General features: G+C 68.5%; 25 protein-coding genes and 1 tRNA gene. 14 read left to right on the top strand and 12 right to left on the bottom strand.

The features are described 5' to 3' along the window. Positions 1-42: 42 nt before the first annotated feature. The 6 genes from ACRWNM_RS07590 to ACRWNM_RS07615 all read right to left on the bottom strand — a co-directional run bounded on the left by ACRWNM_RS07590 (position 43) and on the right by ACRWNM_RS07615 (position 5,976). Entirely contained in the window at positions 43-2,190 is a 2,148-nt protein-coding gene (locus ACRWNM_RS07590) for an Rv1355c family protein (RefSeq protein WP_431964905.1), read from the bottom strand. Further along, positions 2,187-2,957, bottom strand: a complete 771-nt coding sequence (locus ACRWNM_RS07595) for a hypothetical protein (protein WP_431964907.1) — start codon at positions 2,955-2,957, stop codon at positions 2,187-2,189. The genes ACRWNM_RS07590 and ACRWNM_RS07595 overlap by 4 nt, the downstream gene beginning before the upstream one ends. 253 nt (positions 2,958-3,210) lie before the next feature. Then, positions 3,211-3,645 carry an effector binding domain-containing protein gene (locus ACRWNM_RS07600; protein WP_431964909.1) on the bottom strand — a complete coding sequence of 145 codons (435 nt, stop codon included), beginning with the start codon at positions 3,643-3,645 and terminating at the stop codon, positions 3,211-3,213. Further along, entirely contained in the window at positions 3,642-4,085 is a 444-nt protein-coding gene (locus tag ACRWNM_RS07605) for a GyrI-like domain-containing protein (RefSeq protein WP_431964911.1), read from the bottom strand. The genes ACRWNM_RS07600 and ACRWNM_RS07605 overlap by 4 nt, the downstream gene beginning before the upstream one ends. A 338-nt stretch (positions 4,086-4,423) precedes the next feature. Further along, positions 4,424-5,440: a GAF domain-containing protein gene (locus ACRWNM_RS07610; protein WP_431964913.1), complete on the bottom strand. Its 1,017-nt coding sequence runs from the start codon at positions 5,438-5,440 to the stop codon at positions 4,424-4,426. Positions 5,441-5,601: 161 nt separating this feature from the next. Beyond that, on the bottom strand, positions 5,602-5,976 hold the full coding sequence (locus tag ACRWNM_RS07615; RefSeq protein WP_431964915.1) for a DoxX family protein: 375 nt from the start codon (positions 5,974-5,976) through the stop codon (positions 5,602-5,604). Positions 5,977-6,149: 173 nt separating this feature from the next. On the opposite strand from ACRWNM_RS07615, the gene ACRWNM_RS07620 reads away from it, so the two are divergent. The 4 genes from ACRWNM_RS07620 to ACRWNM_RS07635 all read left to right on the top strand — a co-directional run bounded on the left by ACRWNM_RS07620 (position 6,150) and on the right by ACRWNM_RS07635 (position 9,687). Next, positions 6,150-7,151: a hypothetical protein gene (locus ACRWNM_RS07620; protein WP_431964917.1), complete on the top strand. Its 1,002-nt coding sequence runs from the start codon at positions 6,150-6,152 to the stop codon at positions 7,149-7,151. Positions 7,152-7,185: 34 nt separating this feature from the next. Continuing rightward, complete coding sequence (locus ACRWNM_RS07625) at positions 7,186-8,580, top strand: serine hydrolase domain-containing protein (RefSeq protein ID WP_431964919.1); 1,395 nt, start codon at positions 7,186-7,188, stop codon at positions 8,578-8,580. A gap of 301 nt (positions 8,581-8,881) precedes the next feature. After that, positions 8,882-9,265, top strand: a complete 384-nt coding sequence (locus ACRWNM_RS07630; RefSeq protein WP_431964921.1) for an RNHCP domain-containing protein — start codon at positions 8,882-8,884, stop codon at positions 9,263-9,265. Positions 9,266-9,276: 11 nt separating this feature from the next. Continuing rightward, the gene (locus tag ACRWNM_RS07635) at positions 9,277-9,687 is read left to right on the top strand and encodes an RNHCP domain-containing protein (RefSeq protein ID WP_431964923.1); all 411 of its coding nucleotides are present in this window, start codon (positions 9,277-9,279) and stop codon (positions 9,685-9,687) included. Positions 9,688-9,716: 29 nt separating this feature from the next. Here the strand turns inward: ACRWNM_RS07635 and ACRWNM_RS07640 are convergent, their stop codons facing one another. After that, positions 9,717-12,089 (bottom strand): acyltransferase family protein, encoded by a 2,373-nt coding sequence (locus tag ACRWNM_RS07640; protein ID WP_431964925.1) that lies wholly within the window; start codon positions 12,087-12,089, stop codon positions 9,717-9,719. 208 nt (positions 12,090-12,297) lie between these two features. On the opposite strand from ACRWNM_RS07640, the gene ACRWNM_RS07645 reads away from it, so the two are divergent. Both ACRWNM_RS07645 and ACRWNM_RS07650 read left to right on the top strand, forming a co-directional pair. Continuing rightward, positions 12,298-14,514, top strand: coding sequence for a hypothetical protein (locus tag ACRWNM_RS07645; RefSeq protein ID WP_431965387.1), 2,217 nt, complete (start codon positions 12,298-12,300; stop codon positions 14,512-14,514). A gap of 130 nt (positions 14,515-14,644) precedes the next feature. Next, entirely contained in the window at positions 14,645-15,436 is a 792-nt protein-coding gene (locus ACRWNM_RS07650) for a hypothetical protein (RefSeq protein WP_431964927.1), read from the top strand. A 156-nt stretch (positions 15,437-15,592) separates the two neighbouring features. Here ACRWNM_RS07650 and ACRWNM_RS07655 read toward each other — a convergent pair whose 3' ends face one another. From ACRWNM_RS07655 to ACRWNM_RS07665, 3 genes are all read right to left on the bottom strand, one after another. Beyond that, positions 15,593-15,895 carry a hypothetical protein gene (locus ACRWNM_RS07655; RefSeq protein ID WP_431964929.1) on the bottom strand — a complete coding sequence of 101 codons (303 nt, stop codon included), beginning with the start codon at positions 15,893-15,895 and terminating at the stop codon, positions 15,593-15,595. A gap of 123 nt (positions 15,896-16,018) precedes the next feature. Then, a complete protein-coding gene (locus ACRWNM_RS07660; protein WP_431964931.1) occupies positions 16,019-16,468 on the bottom strand; it encodes a hypothetical protein in 450 nt (149 codons plus the stop codon). Between the two features lie 100 nt (positions 16,469-16,568). Continuing rightward, complete coding sequence (locus ACRWNM_RS07665; RefSeq protein ID WP_431964933.1) at positions 16,569-17,018, bottom strand: MarR family winged helix-turn-helix transcriptional regulator; 450 nt, start codon at positions 17,016-17,018, stop codon at positions 16,569-16,571. A 106-nt stretch (positions 17,019-17,124) separates the two neighbouring features. Between ACRWNM_RS07665 and ACRWNM_RS07670 the strand changes: the two genes are divergently transcribed. The 5 genes from ACRWNM_RS07670 (at position 17,125) to ACRWNM_RS07690 (ending at position 20,380) form a co-directional block, all read left to right on the top strand. Next, positions 17,125-18,435: a Dyp-type peroxidase gene (locus ACRWNM_RS07670; protein WP_431964935.1), complete on the top strand. Its 1,311-nt coding sequence runs from the start codon at positions 17,125-17,127 to the stop codon at positions 18,433-18,435. A gap of 187 nt (positions 18,436-18,622) precedes the next feature. Beyond that, positions 18,623-19,048, top strand: coding sequence for a hypothetical protein (locus ACRWNM_RS07675; RefSeq protein ID WP_431964937.1), 426 nt, complete (start codon positions 18,623-18,625; stop codon positions 19,046-19,048). Continuing rightward, a complete protein-coding gene (locus ACRWNM_RS07680; protein ID WP_357401260.1) occupies positions 19,045-19,347 on the top strand; it encodes an SH3-like domain-containing protein in 303 nt (100 codons plus the stop codon). Before ACRWNM_RS07675 ends, ACRWNM_RS07680 begins: the two co-directional genes overlap by 4 nt. Next, the gene (scnC, locus tag ACRWNM_RS07685; RefSeq protein ID WP_431964940.1) at positions 19,344-20,054 is read left to right on the top strand and encodes a thiocyanate hydrolase subunit gamma; all 711 of its coding nucleotides are present in this window, start codon (positions 19,344-19,346) and stop codon (positions 20,052-20,054) included. Before ACRWNM_RS07680 ends, scnC begins: the two co-directional genes overlap by 4 nt. Beyond that, on the top strand, positions 20,051-20,380 hold the full coding sequence (locus tag ACRWNM_RS07690) for a ScnB (RefSeq protein WP_431964942.1): 330 nt from the start codon (positions 20,051-20,053) through the stop codon (positions 20,378-20,380). Before scnC ends, ACRWNM_RS07690 begins: the two co-directional genes overlap by 4 nt. A 70-nt stretch (positions 20,381-20,450) precedes the next feature. On the opposite strand, the gene ACRWNM_RS07695 is transcribed toward ACRWNM_RS07690, so the two are convergent. Further along, on the bottom strand, positions 20,451-20,897 hold the full coding sequence (locus ACRWNM_RS07695; RefSeq protein ID WP_431964944.1) for a hypothetical protein: 447 nt from the start codon (positions 20,895-20,897) through the stop codon (positions 20,451-20,453). Between the two features lie 415 nt (positions 20,898-21,312). On the opposite strand from ACRWNM_RS07695, the gene ACRWNM_RS07700 reads away from it, so the two are divergent. Together ACRWNM_RS07700 and ACRWNM_RS07705 are read left to right on the top strand one after the other, a co-directional pair. Further along, complete coding sequence (locus ACRWNM_RS07700) at positions 21,313-22,500, top strand: MFS transporter (protein WP_431964946.1); 1,188 nt, start codon at positions 21,313-21,315, stop codon at positions 22,498-22,500. Then, a complete protein-coding gene (locus tag ACRWNM_RS07705; protein WP_431964948.1) occupies positions 22,494-23,138 on the top strand; it encodes an HAD family hydrolase in 645 nt (214 codons plus the stop codon). Before ACRWNM_RS07700 ends, ACRWNM_RS07705 begins: the two co-directional genes overlap by 7 nt. Before the next feature lie 434 nt (positions 23,139-23,572). Here ACRWNM_RS07705 and ACRWNM_RS07710 read toward each other — a convergent pair. Next, positions 23,573-23,650 (bottom strand) — tRNA-OTHER (locus ACRWNM_RS07710). A gap of 815 nt (positions 23,651-24,465) precedes the next feature. Between ACRWNM_RS07710 and ACRWNM_RS07715 the strand changes: the two genes are divergently transcribed. Beyond that, positions 24,466-24,792, top strand: coding sequence for a WXG100 family type VII secretion target (locus tag ACRWNM_RS07715; protein ID WP_357789393.1), 327 nt, complete (start codon positions 24,466-24,468; stop codon positions 24,790-24,792). Positions 24,793-24,824 lie beyond the last annotated feature (32 nt).

Raw genomic sequence — 24,824 nt, forward strand, 5'->3', positions numbered from 1 at the left:
AGTGAGTCGAGCGTTCGCCGAGGCACCTTGTCTCCGATCGTGCTAGCTGCGGTCGCCCGCACCCGGCACTGGAAGCCGCCTGCTGCGGACCGTGGCTGCTGCCGCGTAGCTCAGGCGAAGCACCAATGCCATGATCTCATGTCCAGGCACTCCCAGCAGGTCCAGGAAACGGCCCTGAAGTGACGTTAGTGTATCCGCGAAATCCGGGGAAATCGCGATCAGCTCGTCGGGGTGCCGCGCGTAAAGGAACACCGGGGACACCGGTTGCACGGCCAGACCGCGTCGTCCGGCCTCCAGCCAGACCCGCTGCAAAGCCCCGCCCGCCGTGGCGTAATCGGCCAGACTCGCACCGTACGGCCCCGGTCGGCACGGCAGCGTCACCGCGACGAGGGCCGAGCTCGACAGCACCCGATCGCGGCTGTACTCGCCGAGCGCGGCGCCGCCGGACCACTCGTGCAATCTGGCCATCACATCGGCGCGTCCGCCGATCCGCAGCTTGGCCTGTTCGTCCGGCGCGAGTTCCATGCCGCGCACGTCGATGCCAGTGCGTAGATCCTCGCCGGGCCAGCGCAGTTCGCCGTACATCTCCTGATGCAGGCGCGGTGTGAGGTGGCGGATGCGATCGGATTCGCCGATCAGCACCGCCGCTTCGGACAGCTCGGGACGACTGATGATCGCGCGCACCGCGCCGCCCTCCGCCGCGGCGGCCGCAGCGAGACCGGCCAGCACGGCGTCGCCGAGCGGCGCGCCGGTGCCGAGCTTGCGATTGGTGTCGCGCGCCAGCGCCGCCGGGTAATCGCGGGCCAGCAGCGGGTCGGAGCCCGCACCGAATTCCAGCAGCGCGGTCAGCGCCGTGCTGTCGTCCTCGATCAGGTGGTGGTCGCCGAGGATGCCGTGCGCCGCGGCCGCCGCGCGGGCGTTGTGCAGTGCGGCGCCGATCGCGACCGCGCTGCCGCGATAGCCGATGTCCAGCGCCGAGGACCGGTTGCGCGCCAGATCGATGCGCATCGCGTGGTGGTCGAGCCGCAGCTGCCAGGGCTGGGTGTTGCCGCCCGACGGCGCGCGCTGCGCGCATTCGAGCACGTTCACCCGCGCAGGCCCGGACGGCTCCGCTGTCGGGTCGGGCTCCCGCTCGCAGACCACGTCCTCGGGCTCCGGCTCGGCGAGTCCGTCGAGGCCGCGTTCCAGATCGATCCTGGTGCGCCCGGAGGAGAGCTTGTAGCCGAGGCCGATGCGGCGCACCGCTGTGGCGACGATCGCCGCGCCCAGTTGCACGTCGCCTGCCAGCTGCGGCCAGGTGGTGACGGTCTCGTCGATCTCGACCAGGCTCGCGGCCATCCGCGCCGACAGTTCCCTCGGATCCAGGATCCGCATCACGTGCGGCGCCTTCTCCTTGGTGGACAACCCGCGGAGGTCGGCGGCGGTGGTCGGGCCGAGCAGGCCGTGGAAGGGCGGGCGCTCCGGTTCCAGGTCGTAGCGCTCGACGTCGAAGAGACCGCGGTCGCTGGTGTCCATCAGCAGTGGCAGCCGGTGCCTGCGCGCGCCCTGGCGGACGGCGAACTTCACGTCCAGCGAGTCGCATTCCTCGACGACGATCGACAGCCCGTACAGGAACTCGTCCACCGTGTGCTCGTCGACTCCCGCGGTGTACACCTCGACCGGCAGATACGGATCGAGCTCGGCGATCCGGCGGGCCGTCACGATCGACTTGTTCACGCCGATGTCGAAGACGTTGCCCGGCACCCGATTCAGGTTCGACAGCTCGATGTCGTCGAAGTCGGCCAGCCGCAGCAGCCCGCAGGAGCCCTCCATGGCGAGGGTGTGCGCGATGGCGTGACCGACGCTCTGCCCGACCACCCCGACGGCCAGCCCCGCGAGCCGCCGCTGTTCGGCGCGGGTCACCTTGTTGCGGTTGCGGTCGAGCCGGATCGCACGGTAGGTCCGCTCGCCGGGCAACCCGGTCAGCGTGCGCCGCCACGGGTAGTAGACCCAACGGTCTGTCTCCGGTCCGCCCAGGTCGCCGGGCGGATTGTTCAGCTTGCCGAGCTCGGCGCGCAGCACGTCGCGCAGGTCGACGATGCGGATCATCGGTGACTTTCGCAGTTGTGCGAGGACGGACGCTTCGTCCGGCACGGTCTCGTCGAGGATCAGCGGCCGATAGTCCGCACCGGGACCAGGGTCACCGTTCATGCTTGCGCCAGTCCCCCTATCCGGGCGTCGCCCGCGGTGGCCAGGCGACGCGCCCGGGTGAACCAGGCGCCGAGCGCCGCCCGTTCGAGGGCGAGCAGCGAGCCCTGCAATTTGGTGGCGCTGGTCCGGCACGCGTGGCTGTCCCACCAGAGCGGGACGGTGCGATACCGATCGTCCGGATACGGCACGGCGGGCACACCGACGGCGATCCGGCCGCCGCTGGATTCGTACAGGCGGGCGGTGTGCGCCGCGGCGGTGACGAAACCGAACCGCGCGCCGAGCAGCCAGGCCGCGTGCACCACGCAGCGGGAGAGCGCGGCGCCGAGTTGAGCGCGGTGCGCGACGCCCTCGCGAGTCACCCAGACCGCCTTGACCTCGACTATGCCCTGGTGAATCCGCTCGGCGATCATCGCGCGAAGGTCGGCCTCGCCGGGGCGTCCGGCCCATGCGCCGAGCCCGTGCACTTCGTCCTCGAGGAGATACGGACCCTGGGCGCGCAGACCGGCGACAACCTCGCCCGCTGGATCGACTGCCGCGAAGAACAGCGAGGTCGAGCGCCCGTCGGAGACTTTCTCGTATTCCAATGCAGGTTCGACTTCATAGTGCCGGTAAACCCGCAGCGCACCGCGCAGATAGCGCCGCCACAGATCCGGATGCGCGCCCGGTGGAGCCACGTGGATGACATAACCGGAATGCATGTCGCGAAACCGCAACACCTCGGCATCGCGCGCTCCGAAAGCGCCGACTGCGACTGTTTCGACAGCCATGGTGTTCCTACTCCGTTGCTACCGCGCCCGCGCGCGATCTTCGAGCCGGGGTGACAGACTCCCCCGCCGCCGAGCGCTCCGGGAGAGTTTGCCTAGGGCAGTATCCGTCATCCGGCAGGAATTGACCAGGCGTCTGGTTAATATCCCGAAAACTGATCGTGGTCCCCGAAATACTCGCAGGTCAAAGGCTGCAAGGTATTCCTAAGTTAGAAGATAGAGACCAGTCGGTTCACGCGTAGTTAACCTGCAGCTATCAGACAAGGATAGAGATGAACAACTCGACCGCCTCGGGCCCGCGCCACACCTCGATCTCCTCCCGATAGGCGCGGGTGATTTCGGCGGACGCGGTCGCGTCGTCCACTTGGGCCCATACGTCCTCTACCGGATCGTGATAGTCCCCGTTCGGTTCGAAACGAGCGTAGACGCCCTTCGGTACCCGTACGAGTAAATCGCCGACCGGCACCTCGGCGGGATCCGGATACTCGAAGCAGACCATCGCGTTGTAGTTTCCGGCCGGATCCGGCACATACACGGTGTACATGGGCTGGTCCGCGGCGCCGCGATCGCGTAATCGGTCCTTCAGGAACTCGATCAGATCGCTGTTGCTGACCTTGAAACTGGGTCGCACCCGCGGCACCACCAGTCCGCCGTAGAGCGCCTCGTTGCGGACGAGGATCGCATACGTCATCGGGGATCGACCGCCAGGTAGAGATCGATCTTGTACGCGTGCGGGTAACACTCGAAATCGCCGGTATAGGTCCGCTTGATCTGATTGTGTTCCTCGGCGTAAGCGATCTGCGTCCAGAGATCGGTCATCACCTGCGGAAAATTACCGACCGAAGAGAACTTCGCGTAACTGCCGCGCGGCAGACGGGCAACGAGATGGCCACGAGTCACCTCGGCGAAGGATCCGCACTGATATCCGACGATCTGGGTGTTGTACGTGCCCAGCTCCCCGGTGTAATCGGTGTAGGCGCTGGCCAGCGGCCCGCCGAGCTCCTGATGCAGCACGGCCGCCCACGCGGCCTCCAAGTCGTGGTCACGCAGTTTTCCGAGGGCACGCTTCGGGCTGCGCACCGGCAATCCGGCAACCCACGTCTCATCCCGCTCGATGATTTCAAACTGCATGGAAAGACTCTTTCGAGGTGCATCCGGGGGTCCGCCCGCATCCGGTCGGCTAGAAACGCCATGCTATCAACATGATCCGGGTGGGACCGATCACATGTCCTACCGGCGGCCCGGCCGGATGGGGCCGCTGAACTGGACAGATGTCCTGCAAGACGGGGGTTCACCGGGCGCGATACGACGACGTCATCCACCTCGACAACGCCTTGGAACACCCGCGGGCCCGCCACGACGACAACCCGGCAGCGAACCGATAGCAACGATCGAGCGACCCCGAGAGACGCGCGGCAATGCCGTGCCGCGCGCCTCGCCGACGCCCGACCGAACCGCACCCGGTTTCCCTACTCGGGCACGGGATCCGAGGCGACCGGCCGGATCAGGCAGATCAGGAATCGCGGCAGGCCGCGCGGCAGCCTTGCGGCGTACAGCTCGACAGGTTGCCAGTCCCGGCGCAACGTCAGCAGCCGCACCGCCACCCTGGTTCGCTCGCTGCGCCGCTCGGCCAGCTCGCGCAGTGCGCCGAGGTAGCCGTCCACGTCGTCGGGATGCACGAGATGGGTGGTGGCCAAGGTGAATTCGCGCCCGTCGTCCGGATCGAGGCCGCGCGAGGCCGGGTGGTGCCGCCAGGCGATGTCGCCGAGTGGCGGGGTCAGCCACTCGATGATCTGCATGGTGTCGGCGTCGATCAGCGCGGTGGTGCCGCCGAGCAGCGCGATGGCCGCGTCGTCGCGATAGGTCGCGGGCACCAGTCCGGGCGCGCGGTCGGCCGCCACTTCGAGCAACAGGCCGCGCAGCGCGCCCTCGGCGTGATAGCGCAGGAAACCGAACACCCTGGCGGTGCGATCGTCCGGGGTGCGCACCTGCATGGGCCCGCGCCAGGCGACGCCGGGCCGGGGATCCAGCGCCGCGGTCATCAGCCGATCCCGGTCCTCACATTCGATGACCCGCGACAGGAACCACGCGCCGTGCAGCAGCGGATGCCCCTCGGGCAGCACCGGCCCGCCGCCCCCGCCGTGATTGCGCAACATCCACTGGCGGCTGTCCCACACGAAGGCGTCGACCGCGGGCGGGTCGGGCGGATCGATGCGCGACGCGCCGGCCCACAGCCGCACGGCGAGCGGCACGCCGTCCGGTCCCGGCACCGGAATCGCCAGTACCCGATGCGCTTCGCCGCGCAGCAGCACCGCGCGTTCGGACCGCTGCGCACTCTCGATTGCCTGTGCGATGACCGTTCCGGCCGCCGTCGCCAGTCCCGCGGGCCGTATCGCTCGATGCAGCGAGCGCTCCCGCGCCATCCCCTCCTTCGGCACGTGCCGAATCACCTTGTCCGGCTCCGCCGTATCCACGAGAAACCACATACGTCCTCCCCCTCACGTACTTCGGTGGCGTGTACTCCTAGCTGTTTCGCTCTCACCAACGGGCCGGATCCCCACGGCCCATCGCCCGGACACCGACTCTAACTGTCACCCGCGCGACCGCAGGCATCCCGCGGCGCGCCGCGCCGAGCACGCCGCGCGGCTCAGCCCCACTCGGCGAATCGGCCGATGGCGACGAAGAGCGCGAGGAGCAGCAGCACCAGGTTGATCGGCAGGTTCTTGGTCTCGCCGCGGTGCGAGTGCACCACCATCGCACAGCCCTGGAGAACGGCGAGCCCGAGCGCGGCCAGCGGCGTCAGCACCTCGGCGATGCCGGTGGCGCGGGGCAGAATCAGGCCGGCGGCACCGAGCACCTCGACGGTCCCGATCAGGCGCACCATGCCGGGCGAAAAGTCCTTGGCCCAGCTCATATTCGGATTCGCGGTGAGCTTCTCGTACGGCTGCGCGAGCTTGGCCACTCCCGCGGCGAGATACACCACCGCCAGCAGCCCGGCGACTATCCACAGTGCGATATTCATGGCCCGTCCCTCGTTTGGAATGAAAATCCGTCACGTGGAGCCAAGTGCTTCCCAGAGCGTACTCGCCGAAGCGATTGTGTCGCGGAACACTCCTGCGCTACAGTCGCGATCTGAGACCGGCCAGTTCCACAGCTTGCTCGGTCGGTTGACTCGAGCACGCTAGGGGGACCTCGATGACGAGGACGAACGGCCCGCGCCGCGCGGCCGCCGCGCTGCTGATCGCCGCCGCGACGCTGGTGGCTTCGCAGGCCACCGGCCGGGCCGGGGACGCACCCACCGTGCAGGAGATCTACAACAAGCCGGGCCCGCATCCCGTAGCCACCGCCGTACGGACCGATCCGTGCCAGGAGTCGATCGCGGGCATGGTCGCCCACATCGCCGTGCACCTGTTCGGCAACGCCGCGGATCCCACCTGCACCCAAGCCTTTCCGTACGGATTGCAGTCGCCGATCGGCGTGAACACCTACTACCCCGCCGACATCGCCGAGCTCCCGAGCGCGCCGCTGCTGGTGTTCACACCGGGCATCAACGCCAACCCCGGCATGTACGACGCGCTCGCCAAGCGCTTCGCCGAACAGGGCTTCGTGGTGGTGATCCCGTACGACTTCTTCAACTCGCTGGCCTACGTACCCGCCCTCGGCGTCGCGGTGGCCGTGCTCGCGAACCGCGATCCGAACTCGCCGCTCTTCGGCCGGATCGATCTGGGCCGCACCGTATTCGGTGGCCACTCGGCGGGCGGCCAAGCCGCACTGCAAGCAGCCACCGTCTTCCCCGCCGCCGCGCCGTCGATCGATCCCGCGCTGCGCGTGGCCGGGGTGCTCGCCATCGAACCGGGGCCGCTCGCGCTCGGCGCGGCGATCACCGTGCCGACGCTGTTCCTCACCGGCTACAACGATTTCGTCGTTCCGGACTTCGCGTGGGTGCGCTGGTGGCAGTACGACCTGATGGCCGCGGCTCCCGCCTGGATCGCGAATGCCCGTGGCGTCACCCACTTCTCACCCGTGGACGGCATCGAGCACTACCGCTCGGCGGGCGCGGCCATCGCCTGGCTGCGGCATCTGGCACTCGGCGACGCCGAGGCGGCGAGCTGGTTCACCGGACCGAACTGGCGCCTGCCCGCCGACCAGACCTACTTCAGCGTCCACCGCAACGCCCGTGCCCACGCTCTGAACTGACACCCGAACATCGCACCACAGAGGGACATTCACCATGCTCTTCCGTCGCAACGCCTTGGTGGCTGGACTCGGCGCCACCGTGCTCGTCACGGCGGCGCTGCTCTCGCCCGCCGCCACGGCCGCGCCCCAGGCGGTCTGCGCCGAGCCCACGGCGGGTCAGGCTCCGGAACGACAGGACGCCGCCGACGTCGGGATGGACCCAGCCGCGGTGGCCGACGCGGTGGAACTGGGCGCGCGGACCGGGTCATACGCGGTGCAGATCTACCGGCACGGCTGCCTGGTCGCCGACCACACTCCGACGGGCAACATCCCGATGCCGCTGGCCAGCGGCAGCAAGGGCGTCGCGTCGGTGGCCGTCGGGCGCGCCGTGACCATGGGCTACTTCGGTCTCGACGACCCGCTCGGCACGTTCTTCCCACAGGCCGACGCCGCGCACGCGGACATCACGGTGCGCCAGGTGCTCAACCAGACCACCGGCATCCACTTCAGCTGGCCCGCCGACATCGCCGGTCTGTCCACCGACTCGGTGCGGCAAACACTCGCCGCTCCGGTCGATTACGAGCCGGGCAGCACCTTCCAGTACGCCCAGAACGGTCTCGCCCTGCTGCCGAAGATCATCGAGATCACCACGGGGGCCGATTTCCAGGACTTCGTGCAGCGAGAAGTCATGGGCCCGCTCGGCATCGACCGCGACAACTGGATCTGGCTGCGCGACCGCAGCGGAAACACCGCCGTCAACGGTGGCCTCGCGATGCGGCCCGCCGACCTGGCCCGGATCGGCAGGCTGCTGCTGCAAGAAGGCCGCTGGGAAGACCGGTCGCTCATCGATCCGGACTACATCCGCCAAGCCGCGACGCCGACGGAAGCCAACGGCGGCTACGGATTCCTGTGGTGGCTCAATGCCGGTGACACCTATCGCGGCGTGAACGTGCCTGTCGCCCAGCTGTATTCGCATCCGGTGTTCGTCGGCTCGCCGCGCGACACCTACGCCTTCTCCGGGGCGCTCGGCCAGTTCCTCACCGTGGTGCCGAGCCGCGACCTGGTGATCGTCCGCCTCGGCGTGCCCTCCCGGTTCGAGCCGGGCAACCCGACCGGCGTGCTCACCGGAACCAGCAACCCCGACAACAAGGAACTGTTCCGCAGGGTGAGCGCCGCGGTCGTCGATGGGCCCGACCTGGCCTACGAAGATCCCTACGCCGTCCAGGACCCGAACCAGCCGCTGGTGCGCACCCCCGAGGATCTCGGCAAACTCGTGGACCCGCTCACCGTCGCCGCCGTCCTGCTCGGCGTCGGGCCGTACGCGTCGACGGAATGCAATGTGCTGTGGTGCAACGGAAAACCGGTACCCGAGGACGTGTTCCGGCTGATTCTCGACATCGCCGGGCAGATCTCCGGCGCGGTCGCCGCCCTCGGGAACGCGCCACGCTGAGCACGGCGGTCCCATGTCGGCTCGCGACATCGAAGGACAGGGCCGCTCGACGATCGCCCGCGAATAATCGGTGGCCCCCGCCGCGAGCGCGGCGCTACAGTTCCCTCCGCGCCGAACCGGACTCGGCCGAACAGGTAGCCGCGAAGGAGGACGATGTATGACCCGGCTCGCGCCGAGGGCGCCTCGAGGCGTGGCTCGGAAGCCCGACCACGCCGATAAAGCCGACAGCAACTGACCTTTCGAGGCGCACTCGGCCTGCTCCCGCTGCTCTTCACACAGCCAAGGAGTAAGGAGAATCCGGGTGTCCGACCCCAACACCTCGACCCATCGCGGTCCGAGCCCCGCGCTACGGACCGGCACCTTCACCTGCGTGCGCTGCGGCCTCGTGGTGGCCACGCTCGCGCCGGACGACAGCCGACGCAACCATTGCCCGAGCTGTCTCGCGTCGCAGCACACCGTCGATCACGTCGACGGCGGCGCGTCCGACTGCCTGGGCCGGATGGCCCCGCTCTCGATCGCGGTGCAACGCAACGGTTCCTGGGCGGTGGTGCACCGCTGCACACGCTGCCAGGAGCTGTCGCTGTACCCGGTGTCCGGCGACGACAATCAGCTGATCCTGATGCGGCTGGCCGTGCGTCCGCTCGCCGAACCGCCCTTCCCGCTCGAAGTCTTCGGCGATATGTAGGCGGCTGCGAGATGCCGCGAAGAAAGTCGAAAACCACTCGCGCGCAACGCCGCAAGGACGTGCTGCACGGGCCGGGCGGCGAATCCGGCGACGTCTTCCGCTGCGTCGGCTGCCGCATGGCGGTGTCCGTCGTCGCACCGGGCACGGCGCATCGCAATCACTGCCCGCACTGCCTGTCCAGCCGCCACGTCGACGGCCGGATCCCCGGCGACCGGGCGTCGTCGTGCGGCGGGCGGATGACCGCGGTCAGCCTCACGGTGCGTGACGACGGCGAATGGCTGCTCGTGCACCAGTGCGCGGCCTGCGGCGCGTTGAAGGCGAACCGCATCGCGGGCGACGACAACGCGCTGGCCCTGATGCGCATCGCGGTGCGGCCGTTGGCCGATCCGCGATGGGGCAAGCGCGCGCTGCTGGCGCTGTGACAGCCGGGGCCGGACGGACCGGCCCCGGCTCACCACCAGCCGAGAATCGGCGCCAGCTGGCGACCCAGCTCGGGAGCCAGCGATCGCGAGTAGCTGGCGGTGAGGTGGTGCTCGTCGTGATAGACGAGGATGTTGCCCTCGATGACCGGACAGACCTCCGGCGTGCACACGGCGTCGGTCAGGTCCAGCGGGAACACATTCGGGAACGACGCGGCGGGCTCGGCGGCGGGATTCACCTCGTCGAGCGCCTCGACCCTGGGCATGCCGCAGGCCACGCCGTCGGCGTTCTGGGCCAGGCAGTCGATGGCCCGGTAGCGGATGCCGTCGCGGCGCAGCCACGGCGTGTCGCGGACGGCGAGCACGTTGAGTCCGTGTTCGGCCAGCCGGGACCAGACCTCGAGGTAATCCGTCGGGGTCTCGTCACCGGTGCGGTCGCGCGGGCGGGTCCCGGTGGTGAACACCCACTGCGGCCGGTCGACGCCGAGACGGTCGATCACCTCGGCCGACCAGTCGCGGCAGTCGGGAATCGCCTCGCCCTTGTACATCGGCTCGGCCGCCACCGTCAGCGGGCAGCCCATCTTCAGGTAGACCGTGATGCGAAAGCCGTGTTCGCGGGCGAGCACGTCCAGCGCGGGCACCCAGTGCTCGGCGTGCGAGCTGCCGACCACCGCGATGGTGTGTTCGGCGTCGGCATCGCCATAGGTGCAAGTGATCACGTCGCGGGTGTCCCAGTCCGCGATGCACTTTTCTCTCGAGGGGTAGGCGGCGTCGGCGGGCGCCTCGAAGACCGTCGGCCGCATCTTGGCCCGCGGAACCGCCGCGCCCGCCGCCAGCGCCTCGGCGCCGGGGTAGCGCACCGGATCCAGGTACGCGACCGGCTGCGGCGGCAGGATTCTGCTCACCACCTGTGCCCCGACCGCCACCGCGAGCACGGTCGCGCCGACGGCCGCGACGATCCGGCCCGCGCGGCGGCGATAGCCGGATCGGCTCGCGCCCGCGCCTGCCCGCAGCGGCTCCTCGACGAACCGGTGGGTCAGGTACGCCAGCGCGAACGAGATCGCGAGCACCGCGAGCCCGGCCTCGATGCCCGCCGTCGGGGTGCCGCGCTCGGCGAGCACGAAGATCAGGATCGGCCAGTGCCACAGGTACAGCGCGTAGGCGAGTTCGCCGAGCCGGACCATCGGCGCCGCCGCGAGCAGCCGATTGGGCAGCGGCTGTGCACCGGTCGGCAGGCCCGCGCCCGACAGGATCAGCGCCACGGCCGCGCCCACCGGAATCAAGGCCGCTGGACCGGGAAACTCGTTGGCGCCGTCGGTCAGCCAGCCGCAGCTCAGCACGACGATCGCGCCGATCACCGCGAACAGCACGCGAAACAGCCGCGGCACCATCAGTTTCGGCGCAAGCACCGCGAGCAGCGCGCCTGCCAGCAGCTCCCACCCCCGCGCCAGGCTGTCGTAGTAGTTCCAGCCCTGGTGCAGTTGCACGCCCCGCGCGGCGTACAGGAACGAGACCACCGCGAGCGCGCCGAGCACGACCGCCACGGTCGGCCGCAGCGCGGACGCGCGGCCGAACCGGCGAACTACGGCCACCAGCAACGCGATTCCGACCAGCGCGACCAGATAGAACTGCCCCTGCACCGACATCGACCACAGGTGTTGCAACGGGCTCACCGACGGGTCGGCGGCCAGGTAGTCCGACCAGGACAGCGCCAGATACCAGTTCTGGTAGTACAGCAGTGAAGCCAGCGTCTGCGCGGCCGCCTCCGTCCACTGCGTGTACGGGCGGATCAGCACCGTCGCGACCGCGACGACGGCCAGCACGAACACCAGCGCGGGCAACAGCCGCCTGCCGAGCCGTCGGGCCGTGGCGGCGAGCGCGACCGTGCCGGTCGACTCCGCGCGCCGCAACAGCGAGCCGGTGAAGAAGAAGCCCGACAGGACCAGGAACACGTCCACGCCCCCGGAAACCCGGCCGAGCCAGATATGGAACACCACGACCAGCGCGATCGCGATGCCGCGTAGGCCGTCGAGGTCGTGCCGGTAGCGCTCGGGCCGTGCGCTGGACTGCGGACGGACTTCGTCCGACTGCGCCCGCTCTCCGTACCTCCGGCCCGGCTCCGGCCATACGCCCGGCTGCTGACGGACTTCGTCCACCTGCGCCCCCTCTGCGTACCCCCGGCCCGGCTCCGGCCATACGCCCGGCTGCTGACGGACTTCGTCCACCTGCGCCCCCTCTGCGTACCCCCGGCCCGGCTCCGGCCATACGCCCGGCTGCTGACGGACGTTGTCCGGCTGCTCCGCTCGCGTGTACCACCGCTTCGGCTTCGCGGGGGCGGTGACCACACCGGCGCTCCGGCTTTCGGCGACGCCGGACTCTGGTGACTCCTCCTCCGGCGTCCTCATCGCACCATCGACCGACGCGGGACCCGCGCGCACCGACCCTTGGTGTCCGCGCGGTGGACAGACGGTGAACATGACATGACACCCCTCCTATCACGTGCGGAGAAGCAAAATCCAACCGGACATGACCGCCGAAGAAACGGACAAAAGTCACCAATCGGTTCTTGCTTCGTTCATCCGGTGCTAATACGCTCCGCCCCTTGTGAGCACAATCGCGGCGGCCGTATCGCGCCGGGCAGGACTGAAATGGGGGGCGGTTACCTCGCTCGGAGTGATCGCCGGATATCTGGCGGTGCTGCTGGCCGATCCGCGTCACTACTACACGGACGATACCGAGGCGCAGTACGCCCCGATGTGGGTGGCGCTCGGAAACCAGTTACGAGAGGGTCGACTACCGGTCCTCATCCCGCACGAATGGATGGCGGGCAACTACACGCTGGAGGAGGCCGGGCTCTACAACCCGCCCCAGCTGCTGGTCTTCTTGATCGCGCCCTCGATGGACGACCTCGCCCTCTACGCGACCCTGGTGAAGCTCGTCTTCTCGATCATCGCCGGCCTCGGCGTGTTCCGGATCTGCCTCGCCTACGGCGCCCGCGGACCGTGGGCCGCGGTCGCGGGCGTGGCGTTCCCGCTCAGCGGCTGGTTCCTGTTCTTCGACGAGGCGAGCTGGTTCACCCCGCACGTCGCGACCGCGTGGATGGTGCACGCCTGGGCCTCCGGTGTGAACTACGCGCGCGGGCGCAGCGGCCCGATCCCGGTGTTCGTCTTCCTCTACCTCACGCTCACTGTCCAATACGCCTTCCCCGCAGTGGAATCCGCGCTGGTGATCGCCGCGGTAGCAGCGGGCGAGATCGTCTACCAGCAGCGCTGGGCCCCGGCCCTGCGGCTGACGCTCGCCGCGGGCTTCGCGGCGCTGACCGCGGCGATCGCGAACCTGTCGGGAATCCTTTCCTCGCAGGTCACCTGGCGCGGCAGCGCGGAGATCCACAACGATCCCTTCCTGACCGTGCCCTGGTCGGAATCGCTCAACGCCAGCCTGCCGAGCACCACACCGGCGTTCACCGCGTGGTGGGGTCACGTGCAGCCGCTGCCGATGGTCTACATCGCGTGGTTCCTCATCCCCGCGCTCGCCTTCATCGACTGGAAGGCGGCGCGCCGCTCCGCGCGGGAGTTCAGCGGCATCGCGTTCTTCGCGACCGCCGTGCTGATGTGGACCGCGGGCCCCGGCGCGATCGGCCCGCTGCGCTGGCCCGCGCGCGTGCTGCCGATGGTGGCCATCGCGCTGCTGGTGCTGGTCTGCGTATTGCTCAGCCATTACGGCACTTTCGCGTCGTCGAAGCGGCGCGCGGTGGCCGCCGGAGTGCTGATCGGATTGCTGTTCATCCGATCGTTCTCGGCCGCACCCCAGCTGGTGCTGCGCCATCTGCTCGCGGTCGTCGTGGTGGCCGGTCTCGGCGCCGCGGTGGTGTGGCTGGCGCGCACGCGCGGCATCGTCCCGGCCTGCGCGCTGACCATCGCCGCCATGTTCCCGATCGCGTTCGCGCAGGTGGCGAGCGCACCGATGACGCCGCTGTCCTACAACTTCCCGGAACGGCGCTCCGAGATGCGGGCCGCCTTCCCCGATTTCGGCGGTCTCACACTGCAACTCGCCGACCGGGCGATTATCGCCCCCGAGGACCGCGACATCGCGCGGGCATACGGATCGCTGGCCATCGGCAACTACGCCAAGGCGCTCGAACTCGACTACGTGAACGCCTATACACCCATCGGCCACACCGGAATCGCCGGACTGCTCTGCATGGCCTGGGACGGCAGCACCTGCCCGGACGCGTTCCGCCGCGTCTTCGCCGACGAGCCGTCCACCGGCATACCGGTCGTCGATCTGATGAAGGTGGACCGGGTGGTGCTGCACCGCGCCCAGTACCCCGACGCGCGCGACCACCCGGCCCCGCCCGGTTGGCAGTGGGCGGATTACCGCGGACACGAACGCTTCATCTGGGTGCTGGAACGCCAAGGCGGTCCGGCCTCGACGCGCGACGGTGCCATCGCGCACACCTCCGGCGTCACCGCCACTTCGACCGGTTCCTACGACGACATCACCACCCGCGCGAAGGTCAGCTCCGCCACCGGCGGACGCGTGGTGTTCTCGCGCCTCACCTGGCCCGGACACCGCGTCACCCTGAACGGCCACGAACTTCCCACGCTCGCCGTAGCCGGCACGTTCCTCGCGGTCGACATCCCGCCCGGCACCCACAGCGCCGAACTGGTCGTCGACTGGCGTCCGCCGGGCTGGCAGATCGGGATCGGGACGACCATCGCCGGACTGGTGGGAATCGGCGTGCTCCAGTGGGCCTACCTGCGCGAGCGTCGTCGGCCGGAGGTCACACCGCCCGACGTCGAGGCGGCGCTCGCCGACGTGAAGGAGTGATCGATCGGGCGGCCTTTCCCGCAAAACCGACCGAGCGGAACGCACAGTGTGAAATTGGTTTCATCCGACTGAGAAGCGGCTCCGAATCAGATTCGTAGGAATCTCCGCCCTTCCAGATGAGGACGAACGCATGGCCACACACAAGTCGGTAGTCCCGTTCCACTCCTTCTCGCTGCGCACGGCGACACTGGTCGTCGGCGCACTCTCCGCGGCCGTGGTCACGGCCACACCCGCGGTGGCCGAGGCGCCCCCGCCGGGTGTGTCGGCGCCCGCCGGTGCCGTCACCGACCCGCTCCCGCTCGGGGCGAACGTCTTCGGCGCGCCGATCCAGCTCCCGATCCCTCTGCCGGTCGTCCCCGCGGTCGCTCCGGCGCCCGTCGCGGATCCGGCCGAACCCGCACCGGAGGCGGCTGCCGAAGGCGCACCCGACGCGGTCGTGCCCGCCGCCAACGTCGTGCCGACGCCGACGAACGTGCTCCGCGTCGGCAACGTCGAAGTCGGCAGGCCCGACTTCATCCCCCCCGAGATCGCCGCCATGATCAACGACGCCACGATGGGTGCGCAGAACAACCTGTCCGGCGCGATCCAAGGTTCCGGCGTCGATCGCGCGCGGTCCGACCTGATCGCGGCCGACGTCCTCGGCACCGCGGCACAGGGCGCGGTCGTCGGCGCTGTCGCCGCCGCCCCGATCGCGGCCATCGCCGCAGTGATGGGCGGAGCCGTCGGCCTCGTCGTCGCGCTCCCCTTCGCGCCCGCCGGGTTCATCTTCATGCCCATCATCGCCTCGACCCTGGCGATCAGCATGGTGACGCTCCCGTTCGCGGCCGCCGGAGCGGGCATCGGCGCGATCGTCGGCGCGGTGGAAGGCTCGATGGCTCCGCTGCCCGTTGCGCCGCCCCAGGGCGAGGTTCCCGCCTTGTAGCGTCGATTTCGTTAGCACACAACTCATTACGCACGGGGCGGGCCCGACGCACGTCGGACCCGCCCCGCGAGAACGCGTCGGCCTGGACGAGATCCGAAGCACCAGAATGCAGTCGAGAACCGCCTCCGGTCCCCGGCCGCACAGCCACGGCCCGAGTCAGGCCCGGCGATCCACCGTCGCCCACGCGGCCGCCGCGACCACGCCCGACACCACCGCCACCGACGGCCACGCGCCGATCTTCTTGGCCAGCGGGTGCGAGGCTCCCAGCGCGCCCACCGACAGCCCCGTCAACGCCGCGGCCCCACCCGTGCCGACCGCCTTGCGCCACCGAGGCAGCGCGGCCGCGGTCGCCGCCGCGAACACCACGCCGCCGAGTTCCCGCTTCTTCGTCGCCTGCGCCAGCGCGAAACCTCCGCCGAGTCCACCGGCCGCCAGCAGCGCCGTGGGAATCCGAGCCATCTCCAATTACCTCCTCGTAGTGATCACTTCCCCAAGCCATAGTGCCAACGCGCGCCGAGGAGGGTTTCCGCGCGCGACCGCGGCGGATGATCTCCGCAGGTCACAAGGGCTCGGGAGGCGGGTTCAGGCAGAGCCGGGCCGGACGATCATCAGCACGACGACCACCGTCCAGAGCAGGTTGTAGACGCCCGAGAGCATCCCGAGGGCACGCAGCCGCCCGCCGTCGTCGGGTTCGGCGAGCGCGTCGCGCTGCATGGGATGGATCTGAACCGCGAGCAACCCGCCCGCGACAGCGGTGAGCACCATGGCCAGCGTGATCCAGATTTCGCCCATCCTGCCCTGCACCGCGGCGAGCACGATGCCCGCGACCGGCACGACGATCCCGAGTGCCGCGTAGGTACCGGTGACGCGGTGCAGCACCCGCGCCACCGCGACGCTGCGTTCGGCTCGATTCCGCGTTGTCGCACCCGCCGTGACCGGCGCGTACCGAGGGAACAGACTCGCCGCCACGGCCGAGCCGCCGACGAACACGATGGCCGCCACCACATGCACCGATAGCAGGAAATGCTTCAACGATCGACTCCTTCGTCCTTCAGTTGGACTGAAGCCTAATCGGAGAGCTTCAGGCAGACTGAAGGACGTGCGCCGAATCACCCCCGCGGAACGCGAGAAGTCATCGCGAGGGGATTCCGTTCGCGAAGGCGGCGAGGATGGCCGCGCCGATCTGGTGTCGAATCGGATCGGCTTCTGCGCCGAACAGTCGCTCGTCGACCTCGGCGAGGACCCCCTCGGCCTTGCGCAGCAGACGAGAACCCTTGGGCGTCAATTCGATCGTCGACGCGGACCCGGCCCGCGCCGTGCGGTCGCGCACCAGCCCGGCGGCGACGAGCGTCTTCACCGCGGTGTGCACGCTCTGGACGCTGATGCCCGACATACGCGCCAGATCGCTGAACGACGCACCCGGCACACCGGAGATGTGACCGAGCAGCCCGAGCCTGCCGATGGTGAGATCCAGCGGGGCGAGGGCGGCGCCGAGTTCGGTTTCCACCGTGCGCGCGAGCGTCAGCACAATGACGGAGGCGCTGATCGCGGGCGGTCCGGGCCGGGCGTTCTCGGAGGTCACGACTTCAGTCTCGCGCACAGCAACCCCGGAGCGCGGCACGGGTGGAGAACCAGCAAAGCTTCAGCCATGTTGAAGGAAGGCGAGCGCGCCGCTACGCTGTCGCCTCATGAGCGAAAGTACTACAGCGAGTAGTAATTCCGAGTCACCGACCGGCCGCGTCACCCGCCGCGCCCTGTTCGGCGCGAGCCTCGCCACCGCAGGAGCGGCCACAGTCGGCGCCGTCGCGGGCCGCGCGACAGCGCCGGACCCCGCACCTCCCTCCGCAATCGAACCCTTCCACGGACCGAGGCAAGCCGGTATCGCCACTCCCGCCCAGTCGCACGCGCTGTTCCTTTCGGTCGACGTCGCGCGACCGGATCGCGCCACGCTCCGCGACCTGCTCTCCGGATGGACCGCGACGGCCGCGGCCTTGACCGCCGGTGAGCCGGTCCCGGAACGCCCCGGCACCGCACCGGGTTTCAGCGCGCACACCGATTTCGCCACCGACCTCGACCCCGCCCGCCTGACGCTCACCTTCGGGCTCGGCCCTTCGCTCTTCGACGAACGCTTCGGCCTCGCCGCCCAACGCCCTCGCCACCTGCACACACTGCCCGAATTCCCCGGCGACGCACTGAATCCCGCGTGGAGCGGCGGCGACGTGCTGGTGCAGATCTGCGCCGACGACGCCCAGATCGTCAGCCACGCCTTCCGCGCACTCCGGGCGCGCATGCCCGGCCTCGGCCGCCTGCGCTGGACCCAACACGGCTTCCTCACCCGCCCCGCCGACGGCGGAACGCCGCGAAACATGTTCGGCCACAAAGATGGAACGGCCAACCCGCGATCCGGAACGGAGACGTTCGAGCGTGCCGTGTGGATCGACTCCCCCGACGAACCCGCATGGCTGCGCGGCGGCACATACCTGGTCTTCCGCAAGATCCGCATGAAAACGGCCGACTGGGACCAACTTCCGTTGGCCGAACAGGACGCCATCATCGGCCGCCGTCGCAGCGACGGAGCGCCCCTGCACGGAAGCCGCGAATTCGACCCCGTCGACCTCGAAGCACGCACCGCCACCGGCGAACTCGCCATCCCGGCCGCCGCGCACGTCCGTCTCGTCCACGACATCCCCATGCTCCGCCGCGGCTACAACTACGACTACGGCACCCTCGTCGCCAACGCGGGCGGCGCCACCGAGGAACCACACCCCCACGCACCCGGCACCCCGGAACACACCCACGGCGGCCACAACCAGCTCGACGCGGGCCTGCTCTTCGCGGCCTACATGAACAACCCTCCCGCGCAGTTCATCGCGGCCCAGCGGGCCCTCGCCGCGAGCGACCGCCTGAACCCGCTCATCCAGCACACCGGCAGCGCCTTCTTCGCAATCCCTCCGGGCATCCCGCACGGCGGGTCTATCGCAGACGATTTGTTGAGATGAGAGCCTCGGAGTACGGGTGAGTCGCCCCTGGTCGGAGCGCGGCAGCTTCAGCTCGGCAAATGTGACGTGTATCGTTAGCAACCTGACAACGCGATTGTGATGGGAGTCACGCTCCCCAGTGCCTGCCCTCAGCCGGTGCGCGCCGCATCGCGTCGGGGGACATCGGAGCCGCAACAACGGAGCCATCATGAGTTCACCGAATCGGTTCGACCAGCTCCAACACCGGGTCGCGGACATCGCGCCGGTCTTCCGCAAGCCACTCGACTCACCGTACGACATATCGAACGAGCTGTTCGAGGCCCTGCGCCACGTGCTGCACGACGTGGGCGGCCAACCGGACGTCCCGATCGAGTACAAGGAAAAAGTCGAAGAACCGTGGGAGATGAGCACCTACGTCACCTGCGAATGCCTCGGCTGGCGTGGAGTGTGGAACTCCGAGGAACGCAGGCGGGCCGAGAACGACCTCGGCGCGACCCTCTACTTCGGGCTGCCCTACTACGCGCGCTGGGCGACGGTCGCCGCGAAGGTCCTCATCAACAAGGGCTTGATCACCCCCGACGAACTGTCGGCCAAGTTGGACGAGGTGCGCGCCCGGCTGAAGGAGCGAGCATGACCCGCAAGTACCGCATCGGCGACCGCGTGACGGTCCGCGACGCCACCTCGATGTTCCACACCCGCACCCAGAGCTACACCCGCGGCCGCACCGGCGTCGTCGTCGAATACCGGCCGGAATGGATCATCCCGGAAGACGAGGCGTGGGGGCGCGACGACGGCCGCGTCGAGCCGTTCTACGTGGTGCGGTTCCGCCAGAAAGATCTGTGGCCCAAATACACCGGCTTCGACGCCGACACCCTGGAGACGGAGGTCTCCGAGCGCTGGCTCGAGCCCGCAGAGGAGGAAGGTTCGCAGTGAGTCATACCCACGACCACGGGGCGCACGCGCCGATCCAGGCGAGCGAGGAGATCAGCGAGTTCGAGGTGCTGGAAACGGCGATTCGCGAACTCGCCATCGAGAAGGGCCTCTTCTCGCAGGAAGACCATCGGCGATTCTCCGAATGGGCCGAGGCGGTCGGACCGCACGGCGGATCGAAACTGGTCGCGAAGGCGTGGCTGGACCCGGACTTCAAGGCGCGACTGCTCGCCGACGGCACCGAGACCTGCAAAGAGATCGGCATCGACTGGCGCGACCCCACCGGTTCCGGCACGCCGAGCGACTACACCTACTTCTACGTCCTGGAGAACACCCCCGAAGTGCACAACGTCATCGTGTGCACCCTGTGCTCGTGCTACCCGCGCCCCGTGCTCGGCATGTCTCCCGACTGGTACCGAACCCCCAATTACCGTCGCCGCCTTGTCCGTTGGCCGCGCGAGGTACTCGCCGAATTCGGCCTGCACTTCCCGCCCGAGGTCGAGGTCCGAGTCCACGACTCGAACCAGAAATCCCGCTTCATGGTCATGCCGATGCGTCCCGAGGGCACCGAGGGCTGGACCGAGGAACAGCTCGCGGCCATCGTCACCCGCGACACGATGATCGGCGTCGCGCTGCCCCAGGTCGACTGGACCGCCCAGAAACCACCGAACCACGTCGAGGACGCCATGCGAGGGGAGGCGCACCCATGACGAGCGCACCCTACAACGTCCTGCTGGACACCCTCTCCCCCGGATCCTCTCGCGAGTCCAGCCTCCCCGAACTCGACCGCAAGCCCGACCCGTGGGAGTCGAGCATGCAGGCGACCTGCGAATGCCTCTCCTGGCGTGGAGCTTTCGACAACCTCGAACGCAGGCACGCCGAAGACGCGCTCGGCGAAACGATCTACCACGATTTCCCCGTGCGCGCCCGGTCTGCCGTGATCACGGCCCACACGTTGATGGACCGCGGAGTCATCAGCCCCGAAGAACTCAGGGCCCGAATGGATGTCATCCGCGAGCGATTCCACCAGGAGTAGCGCGAGGTTTGTCCACAAGGAAACGGCTCATGCTCTCCTGAGCGTGAGCCGCCTACGGATTGCGGTAGGGCTACCAGACTTCAGCGGTGCCGGAACAGGTGACCGTTTGGGGGACGAATCCGCTGTTGACGACCGTGAAGTCGGTGCGGATCGTGCCTGCGCCCGTGTACGGACTGAAGTACAGGGTGCTGCCATTGCCGATCACGAACCCGACAGAGCCGCCTTGCGTTTCCGAACCCGAAGCGCCGGTCGACAGGTTGGTCCAGTTGAGCGTGACCTGCGTTCCGTACCCACCCCAGACGCTCCCACCCGCGTGGATCGTGAAGTAGGCACGCCCCGGCGAGTTGTACTGCCCCACAACGACCTGACCGGAGTACGGGAAGTCGACGATGTTGGGACTGATGCCCCTGCACGTGGTGACGATCCCGCCTTCGGCGGCGGACGCCGTTCCAGCCCCCGACAACGCGGCCGCCGTCAACGCGGCAGCAGCCACCGCCACCCGCGCGAGCTTCCCCAACTTTCCAGACCTCTTTTGCGACAACATATCCCGGTCATCGGTTGATGGGACGACCGACGTTACAGACATGCGCCGCCGCGGGATTCAGGTGGAGGAGGAACTCTGGTCATCGATACCGGCTGACCTCGGCGGGTGATCTCGGCTACGACGCCGTAAGACCTTCGGACTGCATGTTGTGGAGCGGATCACCGGAACCCTTTCCGAGTGGTAGCTCGCCGTACCCCTTGGTAGGTTTCGGCTTGTTCGCGCAGCGTGGCGCGTCACGCTCAGTCTTCGACTCGCGGAACCTTCCACCGATCCACAGTTTGTGCGCCTCTTCCCTCGTGGAAGTAGGCGGGAATCGTCATACCCACCTGCAGCCGGTTTCGCGGTCGTTCTCGACGACGAAACCGGCGGCGGCACTGATGGAGCTTTCATGACACGCACCATCGCGCCGGCTTTGGAACGTGCGCGAGATATACCCGACGCCGTAGTGCGGAGTCGTGGTTTGTTGACGGGATACTTCGCCGGACTCGGCGTTGTGATGGCCATCTGGGGAACCAGGATTCCGGCCATCCAGGAGTCCGCCGGGCTGGACACCGCGGGGCTGGCCGCGGTCCTGCTCGCCGCCGCGGTCGGCATGGTCGCCGGCCTTCAGATAGGTGGTCGGCTCGCCGAACCCGCCCGACTTTCCCAGCTGTTGACCTGCGGCGCACTAGGTCTCGGGGTAAGCCTCGCATTGCTCGGCGCCTGCCGAAATCCGATCGCGCTCGCCGCTGCGGCGCTGCTTTTCGGCGCCACGCACGGCGTGCTGGACGTCGCGGCGAACGGCGCGGCGGTTCGGTGCCAGCAGGCATACGGTCGCCCGATCATGTCGGGCCTCCATGCGGCCTACAGTCTCGGCGCGCTGGGTGGAGCAGTGCTCGCCGCTGTCACCGCACATGATTCGCACACGTACGTCTTCGGCGTCACCGCGGGGGTGGCGATCGTGGCCACGGTCGCGGTGGCACCGGCTACCCGCTGCATCGGATCGCCTGCCGCGGACCTCGATTCGGTGGAGACCGTGGCGCGGGAACGTTTGCCCGCGCTGTCCCGATCCCGGCTCTGGCTGTTGGGCTTGCTGGCCGCCGCGTGCCTGCTGGGCGAAGGCGCTGCGGCCGATTGGTCGGCAGTCCATCTCAGCGGGTTGAACGCGTCCCCCGCGATCAGTGCCGCGGCGTACGCCGGATACAGCGCGGCCATGGCAGGCGGCCGTCTCGTCGGTGACCGACTCATCGCATCCTTCGGCGCGCCGAAAGTAGTTCGGACGGGCGCGATTCTGGCCTCCATCGGACTCATCGCGGGCCTGTCGGTGACCGACGTGCCGTTCGCGTTGGCAGGCTGGGCCGCTTTCGGTCTCGGCCTGTCCGTCACGATTCCCTCCCTGTTCACCGCGGCCGGAGCAGGTGGTCCTCGCGCGGTCGCCGCCGTGGCCGTGACCGGCTACCTCGGTCTCCTCGCGGGCCCGGCGCTCATCGGCGCCCTGGCCACCGCGACCACCTTGCCCGCCGCCCTCATGCTGCCCGCCCTGCTCGCCGCAGGCGTGGCTGTCCTGTCCTCTCGAGCCCTGGAGAACCGGTGGTAACCGCACTATCTCACCAGCCCGCGGAACTCGACGCGGTCATCTTCGACTACAACGGCGTCATCGGCCTGCAGCCCACCATTCCCATGTGGAGCAGGCTCGCCGAGCTCGCCGGATGGCACGCAGACCAGCTCGGACTCTTCCAGAACGCTTTCTGGAGCGCCCGCGAACCCTACGATTCCGGCGATTTCGACGACACGGACTTCTGGACCGCAGTGCTCGGCCATCGCCCGGACCCGGAATTCCTCACCCAGTTGCGTGCCGTCGACACCGCGATGTGGACTCAGACCGACGACCGCGTCATCGCGCTCCTCCACCAAGCCCGGCGGGCGGATATCCCGATGGTGTTGCTCTCCAACGCACCCCATCCGGTCGGTGACGCTCTCGACGCCTCCGAATGGCGCACCCTGATGACCGACGCCCTCTACTCGGCCCGGCTGGGCATGAACAAACCCCACCCCGACACCTACCGAAACGCACTCGCCGCGACCGGAGTTCGCGATCCCGGCCGCGTCCTGTTCATCGACGACCGTGCCGACAACTGCCGAGCCGCCGCGAGCCTGGGCCTGCGCACTCTCCACTACACCGGCTCCCCCGGCGATATCGAAACTCACCTCCGCCTCGCCACCGTCGCCGCGTAGGTCCTCCGGGGTCGGCGCAACACCGCCGCCGACCGGTGGTGAACACGAGGCCGACCAGACGCTCGGCTGGGATATCCCAGCCGAGCGTTTTGCATGGGCGACCGTCGATGCCCTGGATGTGATGAGCCCGATGGGCGCGGCATGGGTGTGTGGGCCCACAAGCGAAGTTCCGGCGCGCGTCACCGAGGACGGCGTGGATATAGAGATCCGGGGACCGCGACGCTGAAGAGATGAGCCCATGAGCGGAGTTCCGGCGCACAATGCCGAAGAGGGCGGGGGTTGCGAGTCCCCGGGCGGGAACGCGCTCGGGGAGGGTGCACCTGGGAGGGGGTCCGGGGGCGAAGCCCGCCGGGTGGGGCGTGGGGGCTTCGCCCCCACAAAACACGCGGAACCAACCAAAAAGGCGAGCGCTCTCCGCGAGCACTCGCCTCTATTGGTGGAGCTAAGGGGAATCGAACCCCTGACCTTCTCGATGCGAGAACTCATGACTACGGCTGACAACTGTTAGCTACCGACCAAACGGCGGTAGCACGCCCTACCAGGCAATTCAGCGACTTTCGACTACTTATCACGACCGAACACACATTCGAACCACGGGCACGCTAGTTGGATTTGTTGGGACTTAGTTGGATGCGTTTGCAGCTTCTCATCGGCGTGTCGAATGTGCGACACACCGCGAATGTTCAGCGTGAGCTATCGATCGGCAACAGTCCGAGTGGCAAGCCCCGAAGGGGCGCGGCAGCATTCCAAAGCTCACACGGCTCGGAACAGAACAACAATTCCGAGTTGACCGAGGCCGGTGAGTCGCCGAGCGCTGGGCCAGGTCCGCGCCCCTGGGGCCGCCCGCGCCCGGGCGCCAGCCCACAGTGGGGCCAAGGCCGAAACCCCAGGCGGACAAACAAGATGGAGAGAGCAGGCAGCAAGGCGTGAAGAATTCCCGCACACCTGTCGGGGGGTCGTGGAACACTCGTCCGGGTGACCACACCTCACACGACAGAGCAAGACCTGAATGTGCCGGATCGCTTCGAGGGGCTGCGAGAGGCGGGGACTGAAGCTCTTAAGATCATCATTGTTCCGGTCCAGTCAGCGCCTCGCAGCGGCGAGGATAGGCGAGTTCACACGGGCGCGGAGATCCGGCCCGCAGCTGAGACTCCGGTTACGTAGGTGCTTCAGAACCTTGAGAACTCAACATTTAAGAGTCGAATTACCGTAGGTCAGAACACCTTTCGCTATCCGGGAGGATCGCAAGGCGCTAGCATGATTGGTCGAGGTCAACGGCGGTCATATATTGTCCGTTGAGTCGCTATCCACGATAGGGGGTTCGTCCATGTCCACGACGGCCGGTGACGGCGGTTCAGAGCTCTGGGTAGTCCCGACCGAGGTTTCCGACGCGGGGAAGTTCGTTCAAGCAGTGTCAGAGACGTTGGTGAGCGGTTTGCATTCGGTGGATGCGGACGTGGATCGGCTATTGGAGTCATGGCAGGGCGGGCGGGCGCAGTCGTATCGCGAGGGGTGGGATGAGACTAAGCAGGGGGCACTGAAAGTGCTTGCGTCACTGGCGACGATGGCGAAAACGTTGGGTGTGACCAGCGCTGCCTATGTCGAAACTGATTCGAATAACGCGCTGCGGACCAGTTCGTTGGATCTTCCCTGATCGCCGGAACATGGTGACGCTACGCGTGATTC

It is taken from the genome of Nocardia sp. bgisy134, from assembly GCF_965341865.1.
Lineage (GTDB): Bacteria > Actinomycetota > Actinomycetes > Mycobacteriales > Mycobacteriaceae > Nocardia.

Bases quoted from the DNA above. Each gene is read 5' to 3' on its own strand.
- ACRWNM_RS07590 (WP_431964905.1), bottom strand. From the start codon at position 2,190: ATGAACGGTGACCCTGGTCCCGGTGCGGACTATCGGCCGCTGATCCTC.
- ACRWNM_RS07595 (WP_431964907.1), bottom strand. From the start codon at position 2,957: ATGGCTGTCGAAACAGTCGCAGTCGGCGCTTTCGGAGCGCGCGATGCC.
- ACRWNM_RS07600 (WP_431964909.1), bottom strand. From the start codon at position 3,645: ATGACGTATGCGATCCTCGTCCGCAACGAGGCGCTCTACGGCGGACTG.
- ACRWNM_RS07605 (WP_431964911.1), bottom strand. From the start codon at position 4,085: ATGCAGTTTGAAATCATCGAGCGGGATGAGACGTGGGTTGCCGGATTG.
- ACRWNM_RS07610 (WP_431964913.1), bottom strand. From the start codon at position 5,440: ATGTGGTTTCTCGTGGATACGGCGGAGCCGGACAAGGTGATTCGGCAC.
- ACRWNM_RS07615 (WP_431964915.1), bottom strand. From the start codon at position 5,976: ATGAATATCGCACTGTGGATAGTCGCCGGGCTGCTGGCGGTGGTGTAT.
- ACRWNM_RS07620 (WP_431964917.1), top strand. From the start codon at position 6,150: ATGACGAGGACGAACGGCCCGCGCCGCGCGGCCGCCGCGCTGCTGATC.
- ACRWNM_RS07625 (WP_431964919.1), top strand. From the start codon at position 7,186: ATGCTCTTCCGTCGCAACGCCTTGGTGGCTGGACTCGGCGCCACCGTG.
- ACRWNM_RS07635 (WP_431964923.1), top strand. From the start codon at position 9,277: ATGCCGCGAAGAAAGTCGAAAACCACTCGCGCGCAACGCCGCAAGGAC.
- ACRWNM_RS07640 (WP_431964925.1), bottom strand. From the start codon at position 12,089: ATGAGGACGCCGGAGGAGGAGTCACCAGAGTCCGGCGTCGCCGAAAGC.
- ACRWNM_RS07650 (WP_431964927.1), top strand. From the start codon at position 14,645: ATGGCCACACACAAGTCGGTAGTCCCGTTCCACTCCTTCTCGCTGCGC.
- ACRWNM_RS07655 (WP_431964929.1), bottom strand. From the start codon at position 15,895: ATGGCTCGGATTCCCACGGCGCTGCTGGCGGCCGGTGGACTCGGCGGA.
- ACRWNM_RS07670 (WP_431964935.1), top strand. From the start codon at position 17,125: ATGAGCGAAAGTACTACAGCGAGTAGTAATTCCGAGTCACCGACCGGC.
- ACRWNM_RS07675 (WP_431964937.1), top strand. From the start codon at position 18,623: ATGAGTTCACCGAATCGGTTCGACCAGCTCCAACACCGGGTCGCGGAC.
- ACRWNM_RS07680 (WP_357401260.1), top strand. From the start codon at position 19,045: ATGACCCGCAAGTACCGCATCGGCGACCGCGTGACGGTCCGCGACGCC.
- ACRWNM_RS07690 (WP_431964942.1), top strand. From the start codon at position 20,051: ATGACGAGCGCACCCTACAACGTCCTGCTGGACACCCTCTCCCCCGGA.
- ACRWNM_RS07700 (WP_431964946.1), top strand. From the start codon at position 21,313: ATGACACGCACCATCGCGCCGGCTTTGGAACGTGCGCGAGATATACCC.
- ACRWNM_RS07715 (WP_357789393.1), top strand. From the start codon at position 24,466: ATGTCCACGACGGCCGGTGACGGCGGTTCAGAGCTCTGGGTAGTCCCG.